The 21,721-nt window shown below is 62.6% G+C and carries 21 protein-coding genes and 1 tRNA gene; 9 read left to right on the top strand and 13 right to left on the bottom strand.

All coding sequences use genetic code 11. The features are described 5' to 3' along the window. Positions 1–63 precede the first annotated feature (63 nt). From LU684_RS10670 to LU684_RS10655, 4 genes are all read right to left on the bottom strand, one after another. Positions 64–139 (bottom strand) — tRNA-Phe (locus tag LU684_RS10670). Positions 140–229: 90 nt separating this feature from the next. Then, positions 230–502, bottom strand: coding sequence for an oxidative damage protection protein (locus tag LU684_RS10665; RefSeq protein ID WP_016484501.1), 273 nt, complete (start codon positions 500–502; stop codon positions 230–232). Beyond that, positions 499–1,566 (bottom strand): A/G-specific adenine glycosylase, encoded by a 1,068-nt coding sequence (gene mutY / locus LU684_RS10660; protein WP_210668781.1) that lies wholly within the window; start codon positions 1,564–1,566, stop codon positions 499–501. Before mutY ends, LU684_RS10665 begins: the two co-directional genes overlap by 4 nt. Next, complete coding sequence (locus tag LU684_RS10655; RefSeq protein WP_070086619.1) at positions 1,563–3,809, bottom strand: AsmA family protein; 2,247 nt, start codon at positions 3,807–3,809, stop codon at positions 1,563–1,565. Before LU684_RS10655 ends, mutY begins: the two co-directional genes overlap by 4 nt. A 384-nt stretch (positions 3,810–4,193) precedes the next feature. Here LU684_RS10655 and LU684_RS10650 point away from each other — a divergent pair, with 384 nt between their 5' ends. From LU684_RS10650 to hisF, 6 genes are all read left to right on the top strand, one after another. Beyond that, a complete protein-coding gene (locus LU684_RS10650; RefSeq protein WP_016484504.1) occupies positions 4,194–5,855 on the top strand; it encodes an OFA family MFS transporter in 1,662 nt (553 codons plus the stop codon). A gap of 219 nt (positions 5,856–6,074) precedes the next feature. Beyond that, a complete protein-coding gene (gene hisB, locus LU684_RS10645) occupies positions 6,075–6,668 on the top strand; it encodes an imidazoleglycerol-phosphate dehydratase HisB (protein ID WP_023532883.1) in 594 nt (197 codons plus the stop codon). Then, the gene (gene hisH / locus LU684_RS10640; protein WP_016484506.1) at positions 6,669–7,307 is read left to right on the top strand and encodes an imidazole glycerol phosphate synthase subunit HisH; all 639 of its coding nucleotides are present in this window, start codon (positions 6,669–6,671) and stop codon (positions 7,305–7,307) included. Next, on the top strand, positions 7,308–7,568 hold the full coding sequence (locus tag LU684_RS10635) for a DUF2164 domain-containing protein (protein ID WP_016484507.1): 261 nt from the start codon (positions 7,308–7,310) through the stop codon (positions 7,566–7,568). It abuts the gene before it with no gap. Between the two features lie 27 nt (positions 7,569–7,595). After that, positions 7,596–8,333, top strand: coding sequence for a 1-(5-phosphoribosyl)-5-[(5-phosphoribosylamino)methylideneamino]imidazole-4-carboxamide isomerase (gene hisA, locus LU684_RS10630; protein ID WP_016484508.1), 738 nt, complete (start codon positions 7,596–7,598; stop codon positions 8,331–8,333). 10 nt (positions 8,334–8,343) lie between these two features. After that, positions 8,344–9,114 carry an imidazole glycerol phosphate synthase subunit HisF gene (hisF, locus tag LU684_RS10625; protein ID WP_008091498.1) on the top strand — a complete coding sequence of 257 codons (771 nt, stop codon included), beginning with the start codon at positions 8,344–8,346 and terminating at the stop codon, positions 9,112–9,114. Positions 9,115–9,231: 117 nt separating this feature from the next. Here hisF and choV read toward each other — a convergent pair whose 3' ends face one another. From choV to LU684_RS10610, 3 genes are all read right to left on the bottom strand, one after another. Continuing rightward, positions 9,232–10,410, bottom strand: coding sequence for a choline ABC transporter ATP-binding protein (gene choV / locus LU684_RS10620; RefSeq protein WP_016484509.1), 1,179 nt, complete (start codon positions 10,408–10,410; stop codon positions 9,232–9,234). Then, the gene (gene choW / locus LU684_RS10615) at positions 10,407–11,255 is read right to left on the bottom strand and encodes a choline ABC transporter permease subunit (RefSeq protein ID WP_169725175.1); all 849 of its coding nucleotides are present in this window, start codon (positions 11,253–11,255) and stop codon (positions 10,407–10,409) included. The genes choV and choW overlap by 4 nt, the downstream gene beginning before the upstream one ends. Before the next feature lie 81 nt (positions 11,256–11,336). Further along, a complete protein-coding gene (locus tag LU684_RS10610; protein WP_016484511.1) occupies positions 11,337–12,284 on the bottom strand; it encodes a choline ABC transporter substrate-binding protein in 948 nt (315 codons plus the stop codon). Positions 12,285–12,737: 453 nt separating this feature from the next. Between LU684_RS10610 and LU684_RS10605 the strand changes: the two genes are divergently transcribed. Both LU684_RS10605 and LU684_RS10600 read left to right on the top strand, forming a co-directional pair. Continuing rightward, complete coding sequence (locus LU684_RS10605) at positions 12,738–14,114, top strand: L-serine ammonia-lyase (RefSeq protein WP_016484512.1); 1,377 nt, start codon at positions 12,738–12,740, stop codon at positions 14,112–14,114. A 493-nt stretch (positions 14,115–14,607) separates the two neighbouring features. Next, positions 14,608–15,714 (top strand): GlxA family transcriptional regulator, encoded by a 1,107-nt coding sequence (locus tag LU684_RS10600; RefSeq protein ID WP_016484513.1) that lies wholly within the window; start codon positions 14,608–14,610, stop codon positions 15,712–15,714. A 163-nt stretch (positions 15,715–15,877) separates the two neighbouring features. On the opposite strand, the gene LU684_RS10595 is transcribed toward LU684_RS10600, so the two are convergent. The 5 genes from LU684_RS10595 to choX form a co-directional block, all read right to left on the bottom strand. Further along, complete coding sequence (locus tag LU684_RS10595; RefSeq protein WP_016484514.1) at positions 15,878–16,135, bottom strand: hypothetical protein; 258 nt, start codon at positions 16,133–16,135, stop codon at positions 15,878–15,880. Between the two features lie 270 nt (positions 16,136–16,405). After that, positions 16,406–16,876 (bottom strand): thioesterase family protein, encoded by a 471-nt coding sequence (locus tag LU684_RS10590; RefSeq protein WP_023047080.1) that lies wholly within the window; start codon positions 16,874–16,876, stop codon positions 16,406–16,408. A 10-nt stretch (positions 16,877–16,886) separates the two neighbouring features. Continuing rightward, positions 16,887–17,852, bottom strand: coding sequence for an L-carnitine dehydrogenase (locus tag LU684_RS10585; protein WP_016484516.1), 966 nt, complete (start codon positions 17,850–17,852; stop codon positions 16,887–16,889). An 18-nt stretch (positions 17,853–17,870) separates the two neighbouring features. Then, positions 17,871–18,755 carry a 3-keto-5-aminohexanoate cleavage protein gene (locus LU684_RS10580; RefSeq protein WP_016484517.1) on the bottom strand — a complete coding sequence of 295 codons (885 nt, stop codon included), beginning with the start codon at positions 18,753–18,755 and terminating at the stop codon, positions 17,871–17,873. Between the two features lie 123 nt (positions 18,756–18,878). Continuing rightward, the gene (gene choX / locus LU684_RS10575) at positions 18,879–19,823 is read right to left on the bottom strand and encodes a choline ABC transporter substrate-binding protein (RefSeq protein ID WP_232894627.1); all 945 of its coding nucleotides are present in this window, start codon (positions 19,821–19,823) and stop codon (positions 18,879–18,881) included. 146 nt (positions 19,824–19,969) lie between these two features. Between choX and LU684_RS10570 the strand changes: the two genes are divergently transcribed. Next, complete coding sequence (locus tag LU684_RS10570; protein ID WP_060518032.1) at positions 19,970–20,914, top strand: GlxA family transcriptional regulator; 945 nt, start codon at positions 19,970–19,972, stop codon at positions 20,912–20,914. A gap of 161 nt (positions 20,915–21,075) precedes the next feature. Here the strand turns inward: LU684_RS10570 and LU684_RS10565 are convergent, their stop codons facing one another. Then, positions 21,076–21,477 carry a lysozyme inhibitor LprI family protein gene (locus LU684_RS10565; RefSeq protein WP_060518030.1) on the bottom strand — a complete coding sequence of 134 codons (402 nt, stop codon included), beginning with the start codon at positions 21,475–21,477 and terminating at the stop codon, positions 21,076–21,078. Between the last annotated feature and the right edge of the window lie 244 nt (positions 21,478–21,721).

The following is a 21,721-nucleotide window of genomic DNA, read 5'->3' as shown; positions in this document are numbered from 1 at the left end:
CCGCACTAGGCGGGTTTCTTGTTGTCGCTTCGGGTAACTTTGCAACCACCAGAAGCTTGAAGGTGGTGCCCAGAGACGGAGTCGAACCGCCGACACGAGGATTTTCAATCCTCTGCTCTACCGACTGAGCTATCTGGGCGACGAGGTGAATTAAATAGATTTCCGGACCGCTCGTCAACGACTTTTTGAAAAAATTTTAAATTAATTCCGTCGCTTACGATTTTTGGGGTCATTCGGCCGGTGGAACGTAGCCTTCCGCCTGTGCGTATTCTTCGCCGGCGAAAAACTTGTCCATCTCTGCCTGGAGGAATTTGCGGTCCTCGGCATTCATCATGTTCAGGCGTTTTTCGTTGATCAGCATGGTCTGGTGCTTCTGCCAGTCGGCCCAGGCTTGCTGCGAGATGTGTTCGAAGATGTCCTGGCCCTTGGCACCGGGGTAGGGCGGGCGCTCCAGGCCTGGCAGTTCTTCTTTGTATTTGCGGCACATCACGGTGCGGGTCATTGGGCGTCTCCTGCAATCAGTTCGTCGGCCGCGCGTTCAAGCAGTTTTTTCACCGGGGCGGCAAGGCCCAGGCGCGGCGGGGTGGCGAGGTTATACCAGAGCCAGTCGGCCTCGGCCACGTGCTCGCCGACCAAGTCGACGTGCACCAGCCAGGGCTCGATTGCCAGCTGGAAGTGGCTGAAGGTATGGGTCAGGCCTTCCATGGCCTGGCTGCCTGCCAGGCGCAAGCCGTGCTGATAGGCCAGGTCGTCGAGCTGTGCGAGGTCGTCCAGCTCCGGCAGGCTCCACAAACCACCCCAAAGCCCGCTGGAGGGGCGGCGATAAAGCAGGATGGCGCCTTCGTGGTTGGCCAGCAATGGCATCAGCGTGCGCCGTTGCGGCAGCGCCTTGCGCGGTTTGGGCTCTGGGTAGCGGGTTTCTTCGCCGTGCAGGTGTGCCTCGCAGCCGCGCTGCAATGGGCAGATCAGGCAACTGGGCTTGCTGCGGGTACACAGCGTGGCGCCCATGTCCATCATGGCCTGGGTATAGTGATTGGCGCGTTGCAGCGGGGTAAAACGCTCGGCCGTGGCCCACAGCTGGTTGGCTACCTTGGGCTCGCCTGGGTAGCCGGCCTGGGCGGTGTAGCGCGCCAGCACACGCTTGACGTTACCGTCCAGGATCGGCGCGCGAATGCCCATGCTGATGCTGGCGATGGCGCCGGCGGTGGAGCGGCCGATGCCGGGCAGCTCGGTGAGCTGCTCGACACTGCGCGGGAATTCGCCGCCATGTTGCTCGACCACGATCTTTGCCGCTTTTTGCAGGTTGCGTGCGCGGGTGTAGTAGCCCAGCCCCGTCCACAGGTGCAGCACTTCGTCCTCCGGCGCTTCGGCCAGGGCCTGCACGGTCGGCAGGGCCTGCATGAACCGGTCGAAGTAGTTGAGCACGGTGCTGACCTGGGTCTGCTGCAGCATGATTTCCGACACCCACACCCGGTACGGGGTGATGCCCTGTTGCCAGGGCAGGTCGTGCCGGCCGTGCTCGTCGTACCAGTCCAGCACAGCGCTGGAGAACTGCTCGGGGCTCATCGCTTGAACAGCCCCTTGAGTGCGTCTTTTAATTCCGGGCTCACTTTGTCTCCAAGTTTCTCTTCGAGCTTTTCATCAATCTTGTCTTTGAGGCGGTTGCCGGCCAGCTTGGCGGCAACCTTGCCCATGCCGCCCTGGTCCAGGCGGCAGGCCTTGGCGCCTAGCTCCAGCGGGCCACGGCAGCGCAGGGGCACTTCAACGCCCACATAGCGTTCGTTGACCTGGCAGGCCGGGTCCGGCATGGCGCGCTGATCGCCTTCGACAATTACACCGACGTTGTAGTCCATGCCCAGCACGCGCAGGTCGAGGTCGCCATGGCCGTTGACGGTCAGGCCCGGAATTCGCGCCTTGAGGTCCGGGTTGCTGGCAACGCCATTGCGCACCACCAGGCTGCCGCGCAGTTCCTGGAATGGGGTGTCTTTGCCGCGTGGCTCGCCGCTCAGGGTCTTGCGGTTGAGCGTGGCGATGGCCTGGCACAGCTGCTGTTCCAGGTTGGCGTTGACCAGCACACCATCATTGATGGTGAAGTTGGCACTGCCGTTGAGGGTGTCGACCAGGGCTTTCTGGCTGTTGCCGGTGGCGGTCAGGTCGCTGGTCAGGGTCAGCAGGCCTTTGACCGGTGGAACCTGGTCCTTGCCTTCGGCCTTGATGAAGTGCTCAACCGGCACGCGCTGGATGTTGGTGTTCACACCCAGTTGCGGTACGGCAGGGCGCACATCGACTGTGCCTTTGGCTTCGAAGGTGCCGTTGTACAGCTCGCCACGCAGGGTTTGCAGGGTCAGCAGGCCGCCCTGGCCGATGGCCTTGAGCTGGGCGTCTTTGATCGGCAGCTTGTCCAGGGTCAGTGAGCCAAAGGCCAGGTCGGCTTGCAGGTCGAGGGCGCGCAGGCGGTCGACCGGCAGCAGCTTGTCGTCGCTCCACGCTACTTGAGTCGGGGCGTTGGGCAGCGGTGTGGTGCCGGCACCGGCCACGGCGCTGGCTTCTTGCTGCTTGACCTCGGCCTGGCGCGCGGCAGTGGCGCCCTTGGCTTCTTCGCTCTTGGCTGGCAGGTAGCGGTCAGCGTCGAAGGTATCGCCCTTGAGCTGCAGGCGCAGGGCCTGCTTGGCGAAGTCTTCCACGGCCACACGCCCACTGAAGGTGCTGTCGTCCAGCTTCACGGCCAGGTCTTCCAGGGCCAGGCTGTTTGCTGTGCCTTGCAGGCGGGTGACCAGCTCCAGCTTGGCGAAGGCTGCCGGGTCGTTGGTGGCCGGCAGTGGGCGGCCAATGCTGTCGAGGAACGTGCGCAGGTTGAACTGGGCGATGGACAGGCCACCGCTTAGCTGTGGGGCCTTGTCCAGGTCACGCACGTTCAGCTCGCCCAGGGCGCGCAGCTGGTTGGCCGAGACTTTCAGGCCGCTCCACGAGGCGACATTGGCGGCCAGGTCGACCAGCAGCTGGCCTTGGGCGGCGAAGGTCACGGTCTTGCCGCCGGTTGGCTCACCCGAGGTTTCGCCCGACAGGCGCATGTCTTCGAAGTTGTAGCGCTTGAGCTTGCGGTCGAAGCGCAGTTCGCCGGCCAGCTCGGTGCGGGCCTTGATGTTCGGCTGACTGGCGCTGAGGAAGGCACTGGCCTTGAGTGGAATGTTCGCACCTTCATGAACCGGGCCAGTGCTCAACTGGATGCTCTCGGCGCTGTAGCTCTGGCCGGTCTTGGCATCGGTGTATTGCACGCGGGCGTTGTTCACGGTCAGGCTGTCGATGTCCAGCTTGACGGCGCGGTCGTTGCTGTCGGCTGTCGCAGGCTTCTGCTCGGCAGATGCCTGGGCAGGTGCCTCGGCGTTTGCACCGTTCTGCGCAGGCAGCGGTTTGCCGATGTCTTCCCAGTTGCCATGGCCCTGCTCGTCGCGCGCCAGGGTCAGGTTCAGGCCTTCGACGCGCACGTCGCTCATCTGCACTTCGCGGCGCAGCAACGGCAGCACGCGCACGGAAAGGCCGAGCATCTGCAGGTCGGCGAACGGCTCCTTGGGTTTGGCCAGCGTGGCGATGCTTGCGTCGTGCAACTCCAGGCCCAGCCACGGGAACAGGCTCCAGCCGATGTCGCCGTTGAGGGTCAGCTCGACGTGAGCCTTGTCCCGTGCCAGCTGGCGAATCTCGTCTTTGTAGTCGTTGGGATCAAAGAGGTGGGTCAGGGCGAAGCCCAGCGCCACGATGATCAGCAGCAACCCGAGAAGCCCCAGCCCCAGGATTTTGCCGAACGCTTTCATGGGCGAGTCCTTGTAGTCCGTTAGTGAATTCAGGCGGCAGAGTATAACGCCGCAGTGGTTGTGCCTGCTTATACGACTAGAGATACAGGCCATTTCCTACGGTTGCAGCAGATGGTACGGCTTTCGACAGGCAGGATTTTGTCAGTTCCGTATGTATCGCCTGTACCGGCCCTATCGCCGGCAAGCCAGCTCCCACAGGTATGGCACCGGCCTGGAAGACGGTGAGATCCCTGTGGGAGCTGGCTTGCCGGCGATAGGGCCGGTGCAGCGGACATGACCGTTTCAGCCGAGCAAAAAATCACGATATCAGATTGCTTTCACGCCACTTGGCTCTGCTAATCTTGCGCCGCTTTGCGAGCACCCACCATAAGAAGGATCAGATCCATGACCAGTACCGTCGCGGCGGGGGCCTCGGCCAGTGTGCCAGGCTTCCTGTCGAAGGAGCGCATCATCGCCCGCCCGGGCTTCAACCGCTGGCTGGTTCCCCCGGCTGCCCTGGCCATCCACCTGTGCATTGGTATGGCCTACGGCTTTTCGGTGTTCTGGCTGCCTTTGTCGCAAGCCCTTGGTATTACCGCCCCCGTTGCCTGTGCGGCAGACATGAGCTTCATGGCCCGGATGTTCAGCGCCGAATGCGACTGGCCGATCTCGATGCTGAGCTGGATCTACACCCTGTTCTTTGTCTTCCTCGGTTGCTCGGCGGCAGTATTGGGCGGTTGGCTGGAGCACGCCGGGCCGCGCAAGGCCGGCCTGGTGTCGGCACTGTGCTGGTGCGGCGGCATGCTGATCTCGGCCATTGGTGTAAAAACCCACCAACTGTGGCTGATGTGGCTGGGCTCCGGCGTAATCGGCGGTATCGGCCTGGGGCTGGGCTATATCTCCCCTGTGTCCACGCTGATCAAGTGGTTCCCGGACAAGCGCGGCATGGCCACCGGCATGGCGATCATGGGCTTCGGTGGCGGGGCCATGGTGGGTGCACCGCTGGCCACCGCGCTGATGGGGCATTTTGGCAACGAGCACGAAGTGGGCGTATGGCAAAGCTTCGTCGCCATGGCGGCAATCTACTTCGTGTTCATGACTGCCGGCGCGCTGGCTTACCGCGTGCCGCCGACCGGCTGGAAGCCCGAAGGCTGGACCGCCCCGGCGAAAAAAGCCGGTAACACCATGGTGACCGACCGCCATGTACACGTCAGCGTCGCCTGGAAAACCCCGCAGTTCGCACTGATCTGGCTGGTGCTGTGCCTGAACGTGTCGGCGGGCATCGGCATTCTGGGCATGGCGTCGCCCCTGCTGCAGGAAGTATTCGCCGGCAAATTATTGGGCAACGAACTGACCTTCAGCCAGCTGAATGCGGCCCAGCTGGCCCAAATTGCCGCGATCGCCGCCGGCTTCACCGGCCTGCTGAGCCTGTTCAACATTGGCGGGCGGTTCTTCTGGGCGTCGTTCTCCGACTACATCGGCCGCAAGAACACCTACTTCGCCTTCTTTGCCTTGGGTGTTGGCCTTTACAGCCTGGTGCCGAACATGGGGCACCTGGGTAACGTGGCGCTGTTCGTGGCCGCGTTCTGCATCATCCTGTCGATGTATGGCGGCGGTTTCGCGACCGTGCCCGCGTACCTGGCGGACCTGTTCGGCACACAGATGGTCGGCGCCATTCATGGCCGCCTGCTGACTGCCTGGGCTGCGGCGGGCGTGCTGGGGCCGGTGTTGATCACTTACCTGCGCGAGTCTCAGTTGGCCGCGGGGGTGGAGCGGGCAGCGGCTTACGACATGACCTTGTACATACTCGCTGGCCTGCTGGTGCTGGGCTTTATCTGCAACATGCTGGTGCGCCCGGTGGCCGACAAGCACTTTATGAGCGACGCCGAACTGGCGGCCGAACGCGCGCTGAGCCATGACAAGGGCGCCGATGGGGCGCGGTCGCTGGAGTGGAAGGCGGCGCCGGGGAGCCTGGCGCTGGTGCTGCTGGCCTGGGCGGTGGTGGTCGTGCCGCTGGCCTGGGGGGTGTGGGTTACCTTGCAGAAGACCGCGGTGCTGTTCCATTGATGTAATGCTGGGCAGGCCCAAGGGGCGCTTTGCGCCCCATTCGCGGCACAAGGCCGCTCCCACAGAGAGCGCATGCCGCGATTACCCGGTTGTATAGACCTGTAGCGGCATCCCGCCCCCGTAATTGCTTGCTTTGCCATATGTCATCCGCGTTTCAAGCTGGCGCGTTCTGGGCCTATAATGGAGCCCTTTTCGCCCAATGATTTTGCGGAGCTGGTGATGGTCGAACGTAAGGCTTCCGTCGAGCGCAATACCCTGGAAACCCAGGTCAAGTGCTCGATCAACCTCGATGGCAGCGGCAAGGCCCGATTCGATATCGGTGTGCCTTTCCTTGAACACATGCTGGACCAGATCGCCCGCCATGGGCTGATCGATCTGGATATCGAGTGCAAGGGTGACCTGCATATCGACGATCACCATACCGTCGAGGACGTCGGTATTACCCTGGGCATGGCATTTGCCCAGGCCATCGGTGACAAGAAGGGTATCTTCCGTTACGGGCACGCCTACGTGCCGCTGGACGAAGCGCTGTCGCGCGTGGTCATCGACTTCTCCGGCCGCCCAGGCCTGCAGATGCATGTGCCGTATACCCGTGCCAGCGTTGGCGGCTTTGATGTCGACCTGTTCCAGGAGTTCTTCCAAGGCTTCGTCAACCACGCGCTGGTAACCCTGCACATCGACAACCTGCGTGGCCACAACACCCACCACCAGATCGAAACGGTGTTCAAGGCATTCGGCCGCGCGCTGCGCATGGCTGTCACCCTCGATGAGCGCATGGCCGGGCAGATGCCGTCGACCAAAGGGTGCCTGTAAATGCAGACGGTAGCCGTAATCGACTATGGCATGGGCAACCTGCACTCGGTAGCCAAGGCGCTTGAGCACGTAGGTGCCGGTAAAGTGCTGGTCACCAGTGATGCCGCGGTCATTCGCGAGGCCGACCGTGTGGTGTTCCCGGGTGTGGGCGCGATTCGCGACTGCATGGCCGAAATCCGTCGCCTGGGCTTCGATAGCCTGGTGCGCGAAGTCAGCCAGGACCGCCCGTTCCTCGGCATCTGCGTAGGCATGCAGGCGCTGCTCGAACACAGCGAGGAAAACACCGGCGTCGACTGCATTGGCCTGTTCCCCGGCCAGGTGCGCTTCTTCGGCAAAGACCTGCAAGAAGACGGTGAGCACCTGAAGGTGCCGCACATGGGCTGGAACGAAGTCAGCCAGACCATCGACCACCCGCTGTGGCACGACATCCCTGATCGCGCACGTTTCTACTTCGTACACAGCTACTACATCAATGCCGGCAAGCCGGGTCAGGTTGTCGGCCGCGGCCACTACGGTGTCGACTTCGCCGCTGCGCTGGCTGATGGCTCGCGCTTTGCCGTGCAGTTCCACCCGGAGAAGAGCCATACCCATGGCCTGCAGTTGCTGCAGAACTTCGTCGCCTGGGACGGGCGCTGGTAAATGAGCAGGTCGAAAGCCAAGGCCCCGGTCATGACGTTGGCCCCCGAGCAGGAGCGCGATGCGCTCGACACGCTCAAGCGCTTTCTCGAAGACCGTTTCGAGCTGGAGCTGGGGTCGTTCGAGGTGGCCGAGGTGCTTGAGCTGTTCAGCAAAGAAATTGCACCCCTTTACTACAACAGGGCGATTGCCGATGTTCAGCTGCACCTCAAGGAGCGGTTCGAGAGCATCGAAAGCGATCTGTGGGCGCTCGAAAAGCCCTGAAACCCTAAGAACAGACAGGTTCCCAAGATGCTGATTATCCCCGCTATCGATCTGAAGGACGGTGCCTGCGTGCGCCTGCGCCAAGGCCGCATGGAAGACTCCACGGTCTTTTCCGACGACCCGGTGAGCATGGCCGCCAAGTGGGTCGAGGGTGGCTGCCGCCGCCTGCACCTGGTCGACCTCAATGGCGCCTTCGAAGGCCAGCCAGTCAACGGCGAAGTGGTGACTGCCATCGCCAAGCGCTACCCAACCCTGCCGATCCAGATCGGCGGTGGCATCCGCTCGCTGGAAACCATCGAGCACTACGTCAAGGCTGGCGTCAGCTACGTGATCATCGGCACCAAGGCGGTGAAGCAGCCGGAGTTCGTGGCCGAAGCGTGCAAGGCCTTCCCAGGCAAGGTCATCGTTGGCCTGGATGCCAAGGACGGCTTCGTCGCCACCGACGGCTGGGCCGAAGTCAGCACCGTGCAGGTCATCGACCTGGCCAAGCGTTTCGAGGCCGATGGCGTCTCGGCGATCGTCTACACCGACATCGCCAAGGACGGCATGATGCAGGGCTGCAACGTGCCTTTCACCAAGGCACTGGCTGAAGCCACCCGTATTCCGGTGATCGCCTCGGGCGGCATCCACAACCTGGGCGACATCAAGGCCCTGCTGGACGCCAAGGCACCCGGCATCATCGGCGCCATCACCGGCCGTGCCATCTACGAAGGCACCCTCGATGTCGCCGAGGCCCAGGCCTTCTGCGACAACTACCAAGGCTGAGGACTGAACCATGGCACTGGCCAAGCGCATCATCCCTTGCCTGGACGTGGACAACGGCCGGGTGGTCAAGGGCGTCAAGTTCGAGAACATCCGTGATGCCGGCGACCCGGTGGAAATTGCCCGTCGCTACAACGAGCAGGGTGCCGACGAAATCACCTTCCTCGACATCACCGCCAGCGTCGATGGCCGCGATACTACGTTGCATACCGTCGAGCGCATGGCCAGCCAGGTGTTCATCCCGCTGACCGTGGGCGGTGGCGTGCGTACCGTGCAGGACATCCGCAACCTGCTCAATGCTGGTGCCGACAAGGTTTCGATCAACACGGCTGCGGTGTTCAACCCGGAGTTTGTGGGCGAGGCAGCGGACCGTTTCGGTTCGCAGTGCATCGTTGTCGCCATTGATGCCAAGAAGGTGTCCGGGCCAGGTGAAACGCCGCGCTGGGAAATCTTCACCCACGGTGGGCGCAAGCCGACCGGGCTGGATGCGGTCGAATGGGCGAAGAAGATGGAAGGCCTGGGTGCAGGCGAGATCCTGCTGACCAGCATGGACCAGGACGGGATGAAGAACGGCTTCGACCTGGGTGTTACCCGCGCCATCAGTGATGCGCTGGGCATTCCGGTCATTGCTTCGGGTGGTGTGGGTAACCTGCAGCACCTGGCTGACGGCATTCTGGAAGGGCATGCCAGCGCGGTGCTGGCGGCCAGTATCTTCCACTTTGGCGAGTACACGGTGCCGGAGGCCAAGGCCTACATGGCTTCGCGCGGGATCGTCGTTCGCTGATCCATTGATTGGGGCTGCTTTGCAGCCCTTCGCGGGCACGCCCGCTCCCACAGGGATCTCTCCAAACCTGTGGGAGCGGGCGTGCCCGCGAAGGGCCGCAACGCGGCCCCAATTGCCTCAACCGTGGTTCTTGCCGAGCAACGCGTGATACAGCTCGGTATCCCCAAGAATCCCCACCACCCTGTCGTTATCCTGCAGCACCAGCTTGTTGCCGGTCTGATAACGAATCTGCAGCGCCTCGCGCATGCCGATGTCGGCGTGCACCACGGTCGGCCTGCGCTGCAGCAGCTCCACATCCTGCCCCGGTGCCCAGTTCTGCATGTCCAGCCCGTTCTGGCCCTGGCGTGCACGCTTGAGCGCGCCACCTTCGCCCAGGTCCAGCCATGAATCGATACCTGGGTCCAGGCATACCGAGCCATTGACCCGCTTGCAGTTGTCCAGGCTACGCATCAGGCTGCGGCCGCACAGCACGTTCAGCGGGTTGGTGTGGGCGACGAAGGTACGCACGTACTCGTCGGCCGGGTTGAGCACGATCTCCTCTGGCTTGCTGTACTGGATGATCCGCCCGTCCTTCATGATTGCAATGCGGGTACCCAGCTTCAGTGCCTCGTCCAGGTCGTGGCTGACGAACACGATGGTCTTGCTGAGCTTGGCCTGCAGGCCCAGCAGTTCGTCTTGCAGGCCCTGGCGGATCAGCGGGTCGAGGGCCGAGAACGGTTCGTCCATCAGCAGGATGTCGGCATCCATCGCCAGCGCCCGGGCCAGGCCCACGCGTTGCTGCATGCCGCCAGACAGCTCGTCCGGCTTTTTGTTGCGCCACTGGGTCAGGCCCACCAGCTCAAGCTTCTCGTCGACCAGCTTGCGCCGTTCCTTTTCAGGGCGGCCCTGCATTTCCAGGCCAAAGCTGATGTTCTCGCGCACCGTCAGCCAGGGCATCAGGGCGAACTTCTGGAACACCATGGCAATGCGCTTGGTGCGCATCATTTTCAGCTCGGCCGGGCTGCAGTGGGCAATGTCGATGTGCTTGCCTTCGTGCTCGACAAACAGCTTGCCGCGGCTGACGGTGTTGAGGCCGTTGATGCAGCGCAGCAGGCTCGATTTGCCCGAGCCGGACAAGCCCATCAGCACGCAGATCTCGCCCTTGTTGATATCAAGGTTGGCCTTTTCGACGCCGACCACCAGGCCGGTCTGCTTGAGGATCTGTTCGCGGGTCTTGCCCTGGTCCAGCAGTGACAGTGCCTCACGCGGCTTGTTGGAGAAAATGACGTCGACGTCTTCGAAACGAATGATGCTCATGCCTCACCCCTTACCGGCAGTTCCGGTTGCTTGCAGATACGGTCGAGCATGATTGCCAGCAGCACGATCGCCAGGCCCGCTTCGAAGCCCAGGGAGATATCAGCGGTGTTCAGTGCGTTGACCACAGGTTTGCCCAGGCCGTCGGCGCCCACCAGGGCGGCGATCACCACCATCGACAACGACAGCATGATGCACTGGGTGACGCCGGCGGCGATGCTTGGCATCGCATGCGGCAGTTCGATACGGGTGAGCAGTTGGCGCCGCGAGCAGCCAAACGCCTTGCCGGCGTCCATCAGCTCTTGCGGGACGTCACAGATGCCCAGGTAGGTGAGGCGGATTGGCGCTGCGATGGCGAACACCACGGTAGAGATCAGCCCCGGTACCACACCCAGGCCGAACAGGGTCAGGGTAGGGATCAGGTAGACGAAGGTGGGCACCGTCTGCATCAGGTCGAGCACCGGGCGCATGGCGGTATAGAACATCGGTTTGTGAGCGGCAAGGATGCCCAGCGGCACGCCGATCACCACACATACCACCGTGGCGAAGGTCACCTGCGCCAGGGTTTCCATGGTTTCCTGCCAGTAACCCAGGTTGAAGATCAGCAGGAATGAAAGGGCAACGAATGCGGTCAGCCCCCACTTGCGCTGGATCAGGTGCGCCAGGCCGGCGAACAGGGCGATGAGGACGAACGGGTTGAACCAGGTCAGGGCACTGGTGACCCCATGGATCATGAATTCCAGGCCTTGCGCGATGGCGTCGAAGTAATTCGCGCCGTTCTGGGTCAGCCACTCGACGAACGACGCGATGTACTGGCCCAGGGGTATTTTCTGATCGATAAGCATGATAGCGAGCTTCCACCTGCATAGATTGAAATCAACCCGGGGCAGGCACGGTCCTGCCCCGAGGTAGCGCTACTGCGTGGTTCGTTATTGCGCGAGCTTGGCCTTGGCCGCCTCAAGGCCGGGTTTGCCATCAACAGTGGTAACGCCGGCAAGCCAGGTGTCCAGCTTGCCGGGGTTGTCTTTAAGCCACTTCTTGGCGGCTGCTTCGGGTTTCATCTTGTCGTCCAGGACATAGCCCATCATGGTGCTTTCATCCTTGAGCTCGAACGACAGGTTCTTGAGCAGTTGGCCAACGTTGCTGCATTCCTGCGTGTAGCCTTTGCGGGTATTGGTCAATACGGTTGCCTTGCCGAAATCGGGGCCGAAGAAGTCGTCCCCGCCGGTGAGGTACTGCATCTTGAAACGGGTGTTCATCGGGTGCGGTTCCCAGCCCAGGAATACCAGCGCCTCGCCGCGTTTCTGCGCGCGGTCGACCTGCGACAGCATGCCGGCCTCGCTCGATTGCACAATCTTGAAACCGGCGTCTTTCAGGCCGAAGGCGTTCTTGTCGATCATGCTCTGGATGGTGCGGTTGCCATCGTTGCCGGGCTCGATGCCGTAGATCTTGCTGTCCAGTTCCTTCTTGAACTTGGGAATGTCGGCGAAATCTTTCAGGCCCTTGTCGTACAGCGCCTGGGGCACGGCCAAGGTGTACTTGGCGTTTTCCAGGTTGGCGCGCACCGTTTCCACGGTGCCGGCGTCGCGGTACTGCTTGATGTCGTTCTCCATGGTCGGCATCCAGTTGCCGAGAAACACGTCCAGGTCCTTGCCGGTGGCCAGCGACTTGTAGGTCACCGGTACCGAGATCATGGTGGTGTGGGTTTTGTAACCCAGGGCTTCGAGCACAACGCTGGTGGTCGCGGTGGTGACTGTGATGTCGGTCCAGCCGACGTCGGAGAAACGTACCGTCTGACACTGCTCGGGTTCGGCGGCCTGGGCCAGCAAGGGCGTGGACAGCAACGCAACCAGCAACAGCGAGGGTGAACCTTTCATGGATGGACTCCTGAGATATTGTCTTCGGGTTCGCGTGGGTCGCCGGGCTTTCTGAGGGTCCGGTCGACCAGGCCTGCAGAGGGCAGGATGCGTGGCCGTGCTTTACGAGTCGCTTTCGATAATCCTCCAGCGCCGGGCAATCGCCTACTGGTAGGGTCGTATCCAGTACGGAACGGGTCGTATCCAGTAAGGGCGATGTCGCTTATAGGTTTATCCACCCCCTCGGCCGCATTTTTGCGTCACCTGGCCGCCGGAAAGCGGCGTGGTGAGGGCCGCTCCTTGAGCAAAAACAGCGCGGCGCGGCTGGACAAAAGTACGTCGGTTGCAGACGGCGAGGGGTGCGGTAAAAGCCCGATGATGCTGGCATTCAAGGCGGCCCGCTGTTTGAGCCTAGCAGCTGCCCCGCCCTGCGCATGGCGCGCAGAGACAAGCCCAGCAAGAGGTGATTCGACAATGGCCATCAGCGTGTTCGACCTGTTCAAGATCGGTGTCGGGCCCTCCAGCTCCCACACCGTCGGCCCCATGCGTGCTGGCGCCCTGTTCGTTCAGGGCCTGCGCGAACGCGGCGAGCTGGACCGTGTAAAACGGATCGAAGTGCGCCTGTATGGCTCGCTGTCGGCCACCGGCATCGGTCACGGCACCGACAACGCCACCATCATGGGCCTGATGGGCGAGTGGCCTGACGCCATTGATCCCACCTGCATCGTCCCGCGCATCGCCGACCTGCGCGAAACCAACACCCTGCAGCTGGATAGCCGCCTGCCCATCGAGTTCATCTGGGCCCGCGACATGCTGCTGCTGGACGAAAACCTGCCGTACCACCCCAACGCCATGACCCTGGTTGCCGAAGGCGAGCAGGGCGAGTTGCACCGCGACACTTACTACTCGGTGGGGGGCGGCTTTGTGGTCGATGCCGCCCAGGCCGCCAGCGGTGTGCTGGATGCCGACCAGACGGTGTTGCCGTACGATTTCAACAGCGCTGCCGAACTGCTGCGCCTCTGCAAGCAAAACGACCTCAGCGTGTCGCAATTGATGATGGCCAACGAGAAGGTCTGGCGCAGCGAGGAAGAGATCCGCGCCGGCCTGCACAAGCTCTGGGAAGCCATGCAGGAATGCGTCAACAATGGGCTTAAAGCCGAGGGTACGCTGCCCGGCGGGCTGAACGTGCGCCGCCGTGCCGCCAAGCTGCACCGCAGCCTGCAGGAGATCGGCAAGCCCAACGTGATCGGCTCGACGATGAGTGCCATGGAGTGGGTCAACCTGTTCGCCCTGGCAGTCAACGAAGAGAACGCCGCCGGTGGCCGCATGGTTACCGCGCCTACCAATGGCGCGGCTGGCATCATCCCGGCAGTGCTGCACTACTACATGCGCTTTAGCGATGAGGTGAACGAGTGCAGCGTTGTCGATTACTTCCTGGCTGCGGCTGCCGTTGGCATCCTGTGCAAGAAGAACGCGTCGATTTCCGGTGCCGAAGTGGGCTGCCAGGGTGAAGTCGGCTCAGCCTGCGCCATGGCGGCGGCAGGGCTTGCCGAAGTGCTGGGCGCTACCCCGCCACAGTTGGAGAACGCGGCCGAAATCGCCTTGGAACACAACCTCGGCCTGACTTGCGACCCGGTCGGCGGTTTGGTGCAGGTGCCGTGCATCGAGCGCAACGCGATTGCTGCGGTAAAAGCCATCAACGCGGTGCAAATGGCGCTGCGCGGTGACGGCGAACACTTCATCTCCCTCGATCAGGTGATCCGTACCATGCGTGACACCGGGGCCGACATGCACGACAAGTACAAAGAGACCTCGCGCGGTGGCCTGGCGGTCAGCGTTATCGAGTGCTGATCACTACCAGGTTTGCTGGCCCCTTCGCGGGTGAACCCGCTTCCACAGGAATTGTGCAGTACCTGTGGGAGCGGGTTCACCCGCGAAGCGGCCTTTGAAGGTTGATGCAGGTGCAACATAACCACCAATGCCTCCTTATGGTGCGCCCGGCGCCTACCGATCGTCGGGTGTCGCTATCAGTGTGGGCATTGTCGGTGACACTCAAGAGTGTCGTTTCTGGGCAACTTGCAGTGCACGTGTCACCAAATTGCTCAGCCGTTCCACGCACGGCGCCTAGCACGCCTGTTTTACGACTGTCTGCCAACTCGGCCGAAGCCCCTGATTTGCCTGATGAAGGTGTCGTTTTCAGGTTTTTTTGGATAGCCGTTCAATTTCAGGCACGGCCTTTGCGTTGATATTGGCAAACATGCCCCCGGAAAATGACCGAGGGGTCATAACAAGAAATCAGTGTCCGCCTGAGGCACACCCTGCATTTGTGTGAGGAGAAATCGCGATGACGTCGTACACCTCCGGGACCCCAACCCAGAACCGCACAGCACCCCAGTCCATCGGGTTTCTTCTACTGGACAATTTCACCCTGATTTCCCTGGCATCGGCCGTCGAGCCGCTGCGTATGGCCAACCAGCTGTCCGGCCGCGAGCTGTATCGCTGGCACACCCTGACGGTCGACGGCGGCCAGGTCTGGGCCAGCGACGGCCTGCAGATCACCCCGGATGCCGCCATGCACAGCGCGCCGCCCATCGATACCGTGATCGTCTGCGGCGGGGTAGGTATCCAGCGCACCGTTACCCGTGAGCATGTCACCTGGCTGCAAGCCCAGGCCCGCCAGTCGCGCCGCCTGGGCGCGGTGTGCACTGGCAGCTGGGCCCTGGCCTGTGCCGGGCTACTCGACGGTTTCGATTGCAGTGTGCACTGGGAGTGTCTGGCGGCCATGCAGGAGGCTTACCCGCGGGTGAACATGAGCACCCGACTGTTCACCCTCGACCGCAATCGCTTCACCAGCTCTGGCGGCACTGCACCGCTGGACATGATGTTGCACCTGATCAGCCGCGACCATGGCCGCGAGCTGTCGGCGGCCATTTCCGAGATGTTCGTGTACGAGCGCATCCGCAACGAGCAGGACCACCAGCGCGTGCCGCTCAAGCACATGCTGGGTACCAACCAGCCAAAGCTGCAGGAAATCGTGGCGCTGATGGAGGCCAACCTCGAAGAGCCGATCGACCTCGACGAACTGGCGGTGTACGTGTCGGTGTCGCGTCGCCAGCTTGAGCGGCTGTTCCAGAAGTACCTGCACTGCTCGCCATCGCGTTACTACCTGAAACTGCGCCTGATTCGTGCGCGGCAGTTGCTCAAGCAGACGCCGATGTCGATCATCGAAGTGGCGTCGGTGTGCGGCTTTGTGTCCACACCGCACTTCTCCAAGTGCTACCGCGAGTACTTCGGCATTCCGCCGCGTGACGAGCGCGTGGGGTCCAACACTGCGCAGCAGGTGGCCATGATGCCGATTCCGCAGGCCATGACCCTGTCGCCGCACAGTGGACCAATGGCGGCCCTGAGCCAGGCGCGCAACGAGTCGACCTTTGCCAGTGTAAGGCTCTGATATCGAGTCGACTCTTATGCGGGGCAAGCCCGCCCCCACGAGTCGACCGCTGAAGCTGAACCAGCGGTGGCCTGCTCCCACAGGCCATCCGCTGAGTGTGAACCGGCGTTGAGCCTGTGGGAGCGGGCTTGTTCCGCGAAGGGGCCGGTCCTGGATGAATGAGTTACGCGCGTTTGTTGAACGCCGCCAACGCCGGCAACAACTGCTTGTCGATCGCCTGGCGCACTGCCGGCAAAATCGTCGCGCTGCCGGTATACATCTGCTCGACCATCCCTTTCAGTGCCCGCGCATTGGGCTCGGTCAGCCCGCATACCACCGCCTCGCAGGCCTGCTCGGCAGTGGCCCCGGCGGGGATGTCGAAACCGCGCGCGCGCAGGTGGCCTGCCAGGTCGTCCTGATCAATCAAATCCGCATGCATCATGGCTGTTGTCCCTTTTATCGCGAAGAGAGTGCTGCTGTGATTTACGACCGATTCTGTGTCTGCAGCGACAGGCTCGCAAGGGCTGAATGTCGCAATGGCTGGTTTGGCTAAGAACAGGTCGTTCCCGGCTAATTGCCGCTTCCGGGAAGCCAGCAGACTGCAGTCATTCACGGTCCACGAGGGTTTGGTCACCCTCACTCATGCACAGTGGATGTTGCTCGCTCTTGACCCCGGATGCTCACGGCTTTCCGGGGTTATTTTTTTGAGCGCTCAGTGGGGTAATTGCAGGACGCGGCCGATGAATTGCGCGGCAGGCAAGTCGCGCTGGCTATCTGCCAGGTTTTGCAGCAATTGCGTACTCTGTTCACTAAAAGGTGCTGACTTCGGCCCCGCCAGGTCTACATGCAACAGCATCTGCTCACTTGCAGCCAGCACCTCGTCGAACCCGGCCCGGTGCAGGCTGTGGTAGACGTGCAGGCGCTTGCGGTCGAACCCGATGATCTGCGTCTGCACCCACACCTCGGCCCCCAGCTTCACCTCATGCAGGTAGTTGATGTGCGCCTCCAGGGTAAACAGGGAATTTCCGCTTTGCCCACGGCTGTCGGCGTCCAGGCCGATGCGCTCCATCAGCGCATCGGTGGCGTAGCTGAAAATCAGCAGGTAGAAGGCATCGCGCAGATGCCCGTTGTAATCGACCCAGTCCTCCTGGACTGGGGTGCGGTAGGTCACAAGTGCGGGCATTGCTTACTCCTCAATCGCCAAAGGCCATGCCGTGTGTGGCCTTGCTGGTCTTCACAGCCTCCAGCACCGCCAGCAGGGTGTCATCACGATAGCGCTCCAGCGCGGCGATGCTGCGCTCGCCCAGTTGCTCCGAGGTGCCGTCCACCACATCGTCGATCAGCTTGTCGGTCAGCTCTGGTGCCGGCAGGTACGTCCAGGGCAGCTTGAGGGCCGGGCCGAACTGCGACATGAAGTGGCGCATGCCGGCATCGCCACCGGCCAGGGTGTAGGTGAGGAAAGTGCCCATGAACGACCATCGCAGGCCTGCGCCAAAGCGGATGGCATCGTCGATCTCACCGGTGGTCGCCACGCCATCGTTGACCAGGTGCAGCGCCTCGCGCCACAGCGCTTCGAGCAGGCGGTCGGCAATGAAACCGGGCACTTCCTTGCGTACATGCAACGGGCGCATGCCCAGCGCGGTGTAGATGGTCTTTGCCGCTTCGATGGCTTCAGGCGCGGTACGCTTGCCGCCGACGATTTCGACCAACGGTAGCAGGTAAACCGGGTTGAACGGGTGGCCGACCACGCAGCGTTCGGGGTGGGTAGCCGACTCGTAGAACTCGCTGGGCAGCAGGCCTGAAGTGCTGGAACCGATGATGGCCTCGGGCTTGGCGGCGGCGCTGATTTTTGCGTGCAGGTCGAGCTTGAGGTCCAGCCGCTCGGGTGCGCTTTCCTGGATGAAATCGGCGTCGCGTACGCATTCTTCGAGGGTGCTGACGACTTTCAGCCGACCCTGTGATGCACCTTGGGCCAGGCCCTGTTTTTCAAGCGCCGGCCACGCGTTGGCGATGCGCTTGCGCAGTGCTTGCTCGGCACCGGGCGCCGGGTCCCAGGCGACCACGTCCAGGCCGTGGGCAAGGGCGCGGGCAACCCAGCCGCTGCCGATTACGCCGCTACCCAGCGCGGCGAAGGTCTTGATCTCGGTGATGAAGGGCATATCAGTCTCCTGAAGTGATCAGCGGCGTTTGAGGTTCATCTTTTCCCGGCCTTCGGCCGGGGTCAGCACGCGGGCACCGAGGCGGGAAATGATCTCCACCGCCCGCTCGACCAACTGGCCGTTGCTGGCCAGCACGCCGCGGTCCAGGTACAGGTTGTCTTCCAGGCCTACCCGCACATTGCCGCCGAGTAACACAGCTTGCGCGGCCATCGGCATCTGCATGCGTCCGATGCCGAAGCCGGCCCAGGTGACATTGGCGGGCAGGTTGTCGACCATCGCCTTCATGGTGGTGGTGTCGGCCGGTGCGCCCCAGGGGATGCCCAGGCACAGCTGGAACAGCGGGTCTTCGAGCAGCCCTTCCTTGATCATCTGCTTGGCGAACCACAGGTGGCCGGTGTCGAAAATTTCCAGTTCAGCTTTCACGCCCAGTTCGGTGATGCGTTTGGCGCCGGCGCGCAGTTGCGCCGGGGTGGAGACGTAGATCGAATTGCCGTCACCGAAGTTGAGGGTGCCGCAGTCGAGGGTGCAGATTTCCGGCAGCAGCGCCTCGACATGGGCCAGGCGCTCCAGCGGGCCGATCAGGTCGGTGCCCGGGCCGAACTCCAGGGGCGTTTCGCCTGGGCCGATTTCCAGGTCGCCACCCATGCCGGCGGTGAGGTTGACGATGATGTCCACATCGGCTTCGCGGATGCGTTCCATGACTTCGCGGTAAAGGTTTACGTCGCGGCTGAAACGGCCGGTTTGCGGGTCGCGGACGTGGCAGTGGACCACGGTGGCGCCGGCTTTGGCGGCTTCGACGGCGGATTCGGCGATCTGCTTGGGGGTGACCGGGACCAAGTGGCTTTTCGAGGCGGTGTCACCGGCGCCGGTGAGGGCGCAGGTGATGATGACGTCGTGGTTCATGGCGGTTCCTTGTAGTGTCTGTGATGGCCCTTTCGCGGGGCGAGCCCGCTCCCACAGGATCAGCGAGATCCTGAGTGTTACGCTGTACCTGTGGGAGCGGGCTTGCCCCGCGAAGAGGCCGGATCAGTTGGCGGTGAGCTTGAGGTTCTCGGCCGCAGGCTTGCCGTCGAAGGTGGTGACCCCTTCGAGCCAGCGGGCCTTGTCGTCGGGGTGGTCGTTGAGCCACTGGCGGGCCGATTCCAGTGCGTCCTTGTGGTCGAGCAGCGGCTGCATCATGCGGCTCTCGTCCTCGGCGCTGAAGTTCAGGTTGGCCAGCAGGCGGTGGGCGTTGGGGCAGCGTTCGGCGTAGTCCGGCGCAGTTACCGTCCATACCGTGGCGCGGCCTTCGTCAGGGCCCAAGGCATCCTGGCTGTCACCCAGGTAGGCCATGTCGATGTTCACGTTCATCGGGTGCGGCGCCCAGCCGAAGAACACCACGGCCTCCTTGCGGCGCACGGCGCGGTCGACGGCAGCGAGCATGCCGGCCTCGCTGGACTCGACCAGCTGGAACTTGCCCAGGCCGAACTGGTTCTTGGTGATCATGGCCTTGATCTGGGTGTTGGCGCCCGAGCCTGGCTCGATGCCATAGATCTTGCCGCCCAGCTCTTTCTCGAACTTGTGAATGTCGGCGAAGGTCTTCAGGCCTTTGTCATACAGGTACTTCGGCACTGCCAGGGTCGCCCGCGCATCTTCCAGGCTGGGCTTTTCCAGCACCTTTACCTGCTGGGTATCGATGAACGGTGTGATGGTCTGGGTCATGATCGGGTTCCAGTAACCCAGGAACATGTCCAGGCGCTTGTCGCGGATGCCGGCGAAAATGATCTGCTGCGAAGCGCTGGTCTGTTTGGTCTGGTAGCCCAGGCCATCGAGCAGCACCTGGGCCATGGCGCTGGTGGCGATGACGTCGGTCCAGTTGACCACGCCCAGGCGCACGTTCTTGCAGGCCGCAGGCTCTGCGGCGTAAAGCGGGGAAGTGGCGATGCTACTCAGGGCAAGGGTCAACAGGCTGCGGCGGATCAAGCTGTGCATGGTGGCTCTCCATCGGCAGTGCATATTGTTATGGGGTTCGGTCTCTCTGGACCGTGTGAACACGCTACGCTGCTGGCAGGGTGAAAAATCGCACCCTGGCGACCAACACTTGCACGGAGGCGACCACCTTTGCCGTGGAGCATGCAATGCTGCAAACCATTCATTTTCTGCTGTTGCCCGGCTTTTCGGCCATGGGCTTCATCAGTGCCCTGGAGCCGCTGCGGGTAGCCAACCGGTTCAAGGGCCCGTCGTACCGCTGGCAGGTGCTGAGCCTGCATGGCGGGGCGGTGCAGGCCAGCAACGGCATGTCGGTGAACGCCGATGCGGCGTTGGCCGCGGGCGAGCCTGCGGGCATTCTGCTGATCGTGGCCGGTTTCGATCCCCTGGCCTGTTATGGCCCGGCGCTGCAGCAGGCGCTACGCCGCCTGGACCACGATGGCGTGATCCTGGGCGGTATCGATACCGGCGCCGTTGTACTGGCCGAGGCCGGCCTGCTCGATGGCCACCGCGCCACCGTTCACTGGGAGGCACTCGAGGCGTTCAAGGAGAACTACCCGGGCCTGCAGGCGACCCAGGAGCTGTTCGAGATCGACCGACGGCGCATCACCTGCGCTGGCGGCACGGCGTCGATCGACCTGATGCTCGACCTTATTGCACAGGCCCATGGCAGCGAGTTGGCGGTGCAGGTGTCGGAGCAATTCGTGCTCGGGCGTATCCGCCAGCGACAAGACCATCAGCGCATGCAGATCGCCAGCCGCTATGGCATCAGCAACAAGAAGCTGGTGAAGGTGATTGGCGAAATGGAGCGCAACACCGAGCAGCCGCTCAATACCCAGGTGCTGGCAGAAGCGGTGCAGGTGACCCGGCGGCAGCTGGAACGGCTGTTTCGTGTGCACCTGGACGACACGCCCAGTGGTTTCTATTTGCGACTGCGGCTGGATAAGGCCAGGCAGTTGTTGCGCCAGACCGACATGAGTGTGCTGGAGGTGGGCGTGGCGTGTGGGTTTGAGTCGGCTTCGTATTTTACCCGCTGTTATAGGGCCCGGTATCATCGTTGCCCGCGGGAGGACAGGTTGGCCAGGGCGGTTTGAGGTTTGTCAGTGCTGGCCTCTTCGCGGGACAAGCCCGCTCCCACAGGGACCCCACATCTCTCAGGCTCTGTTGAGTCCTGGGCCACAGGACCATGGCAGTCCTCAGTGGCTGAGGTGATCCTGTGGGAGCGGGCTTGTCCCGCGAAGAGGCCGGTGCAGGTTTACTGCTGGCCAATGGACTGCAAATACTCCGACCGGTCATCACTGCGCTGGGCCACGCAGGTATCCCAGGCCGCCTGGAATGCCTTGCTCCCCGCCTTTTCGGCATAGGTCTCGACCTTGCAATCAGCATCGCGCAGTTGCATCCACAGCTTCTCTGCCGCGTCCATGCGCCCGATCAGGGCAGTGGCCTGGTCGCCTTCGTCGGCATATTGATCGCGAATGCGCTGGATCAAGTCATCGTAAGCCGACTTCAGCTCCCGCTCTGCCGTCTGCTTGTTGAACGCCGCGCAGGCGTAGGTCTGCTGGTCGGTCTCGACGTTGTCGCACGGGGTGCTTTCTTCCTCCCCGGCGTGGGCGCCCGATACGACGGCCAGCAATACCAGCCATGCCAATGATTTCATCCCTTTTCTCCTCAACAGGCTGACGAATCGCAGGATTCTCGCTCAGACGACGGCGCTGTGGTAGCCACCTGTCCAAATGTTCATAAAGCCGCCAGAAAGGTCGTTATCGAGACTGTCTCTCATCGCCATACGGCGTGCCAGAGGGCGTGTTGTCGCGCATTGACGCTTTCGGCAAACCCCCTGTCGTTTTTGCATCGGGGCGCCTTTGGGCACAGGCATATGCTGGCCCCAAAGCGCCGGCACA

Source organism: Pseudomonas sp. NMI542_15, assembly GCF_021283425.1.
GTDB classification, from domain to species: domain Bacteria; phylum Pseudomonadota; class Gammaproteobacteria; order Pseudomonadales; family Pseudomonadaceae; genus Aquipseudomonas; species Aquipseudomonas fortuita.
Note: the sequence above shows the minus strand (reverse complement) of the source record. Positions and strands in the feature narration are given on the sequence as shown.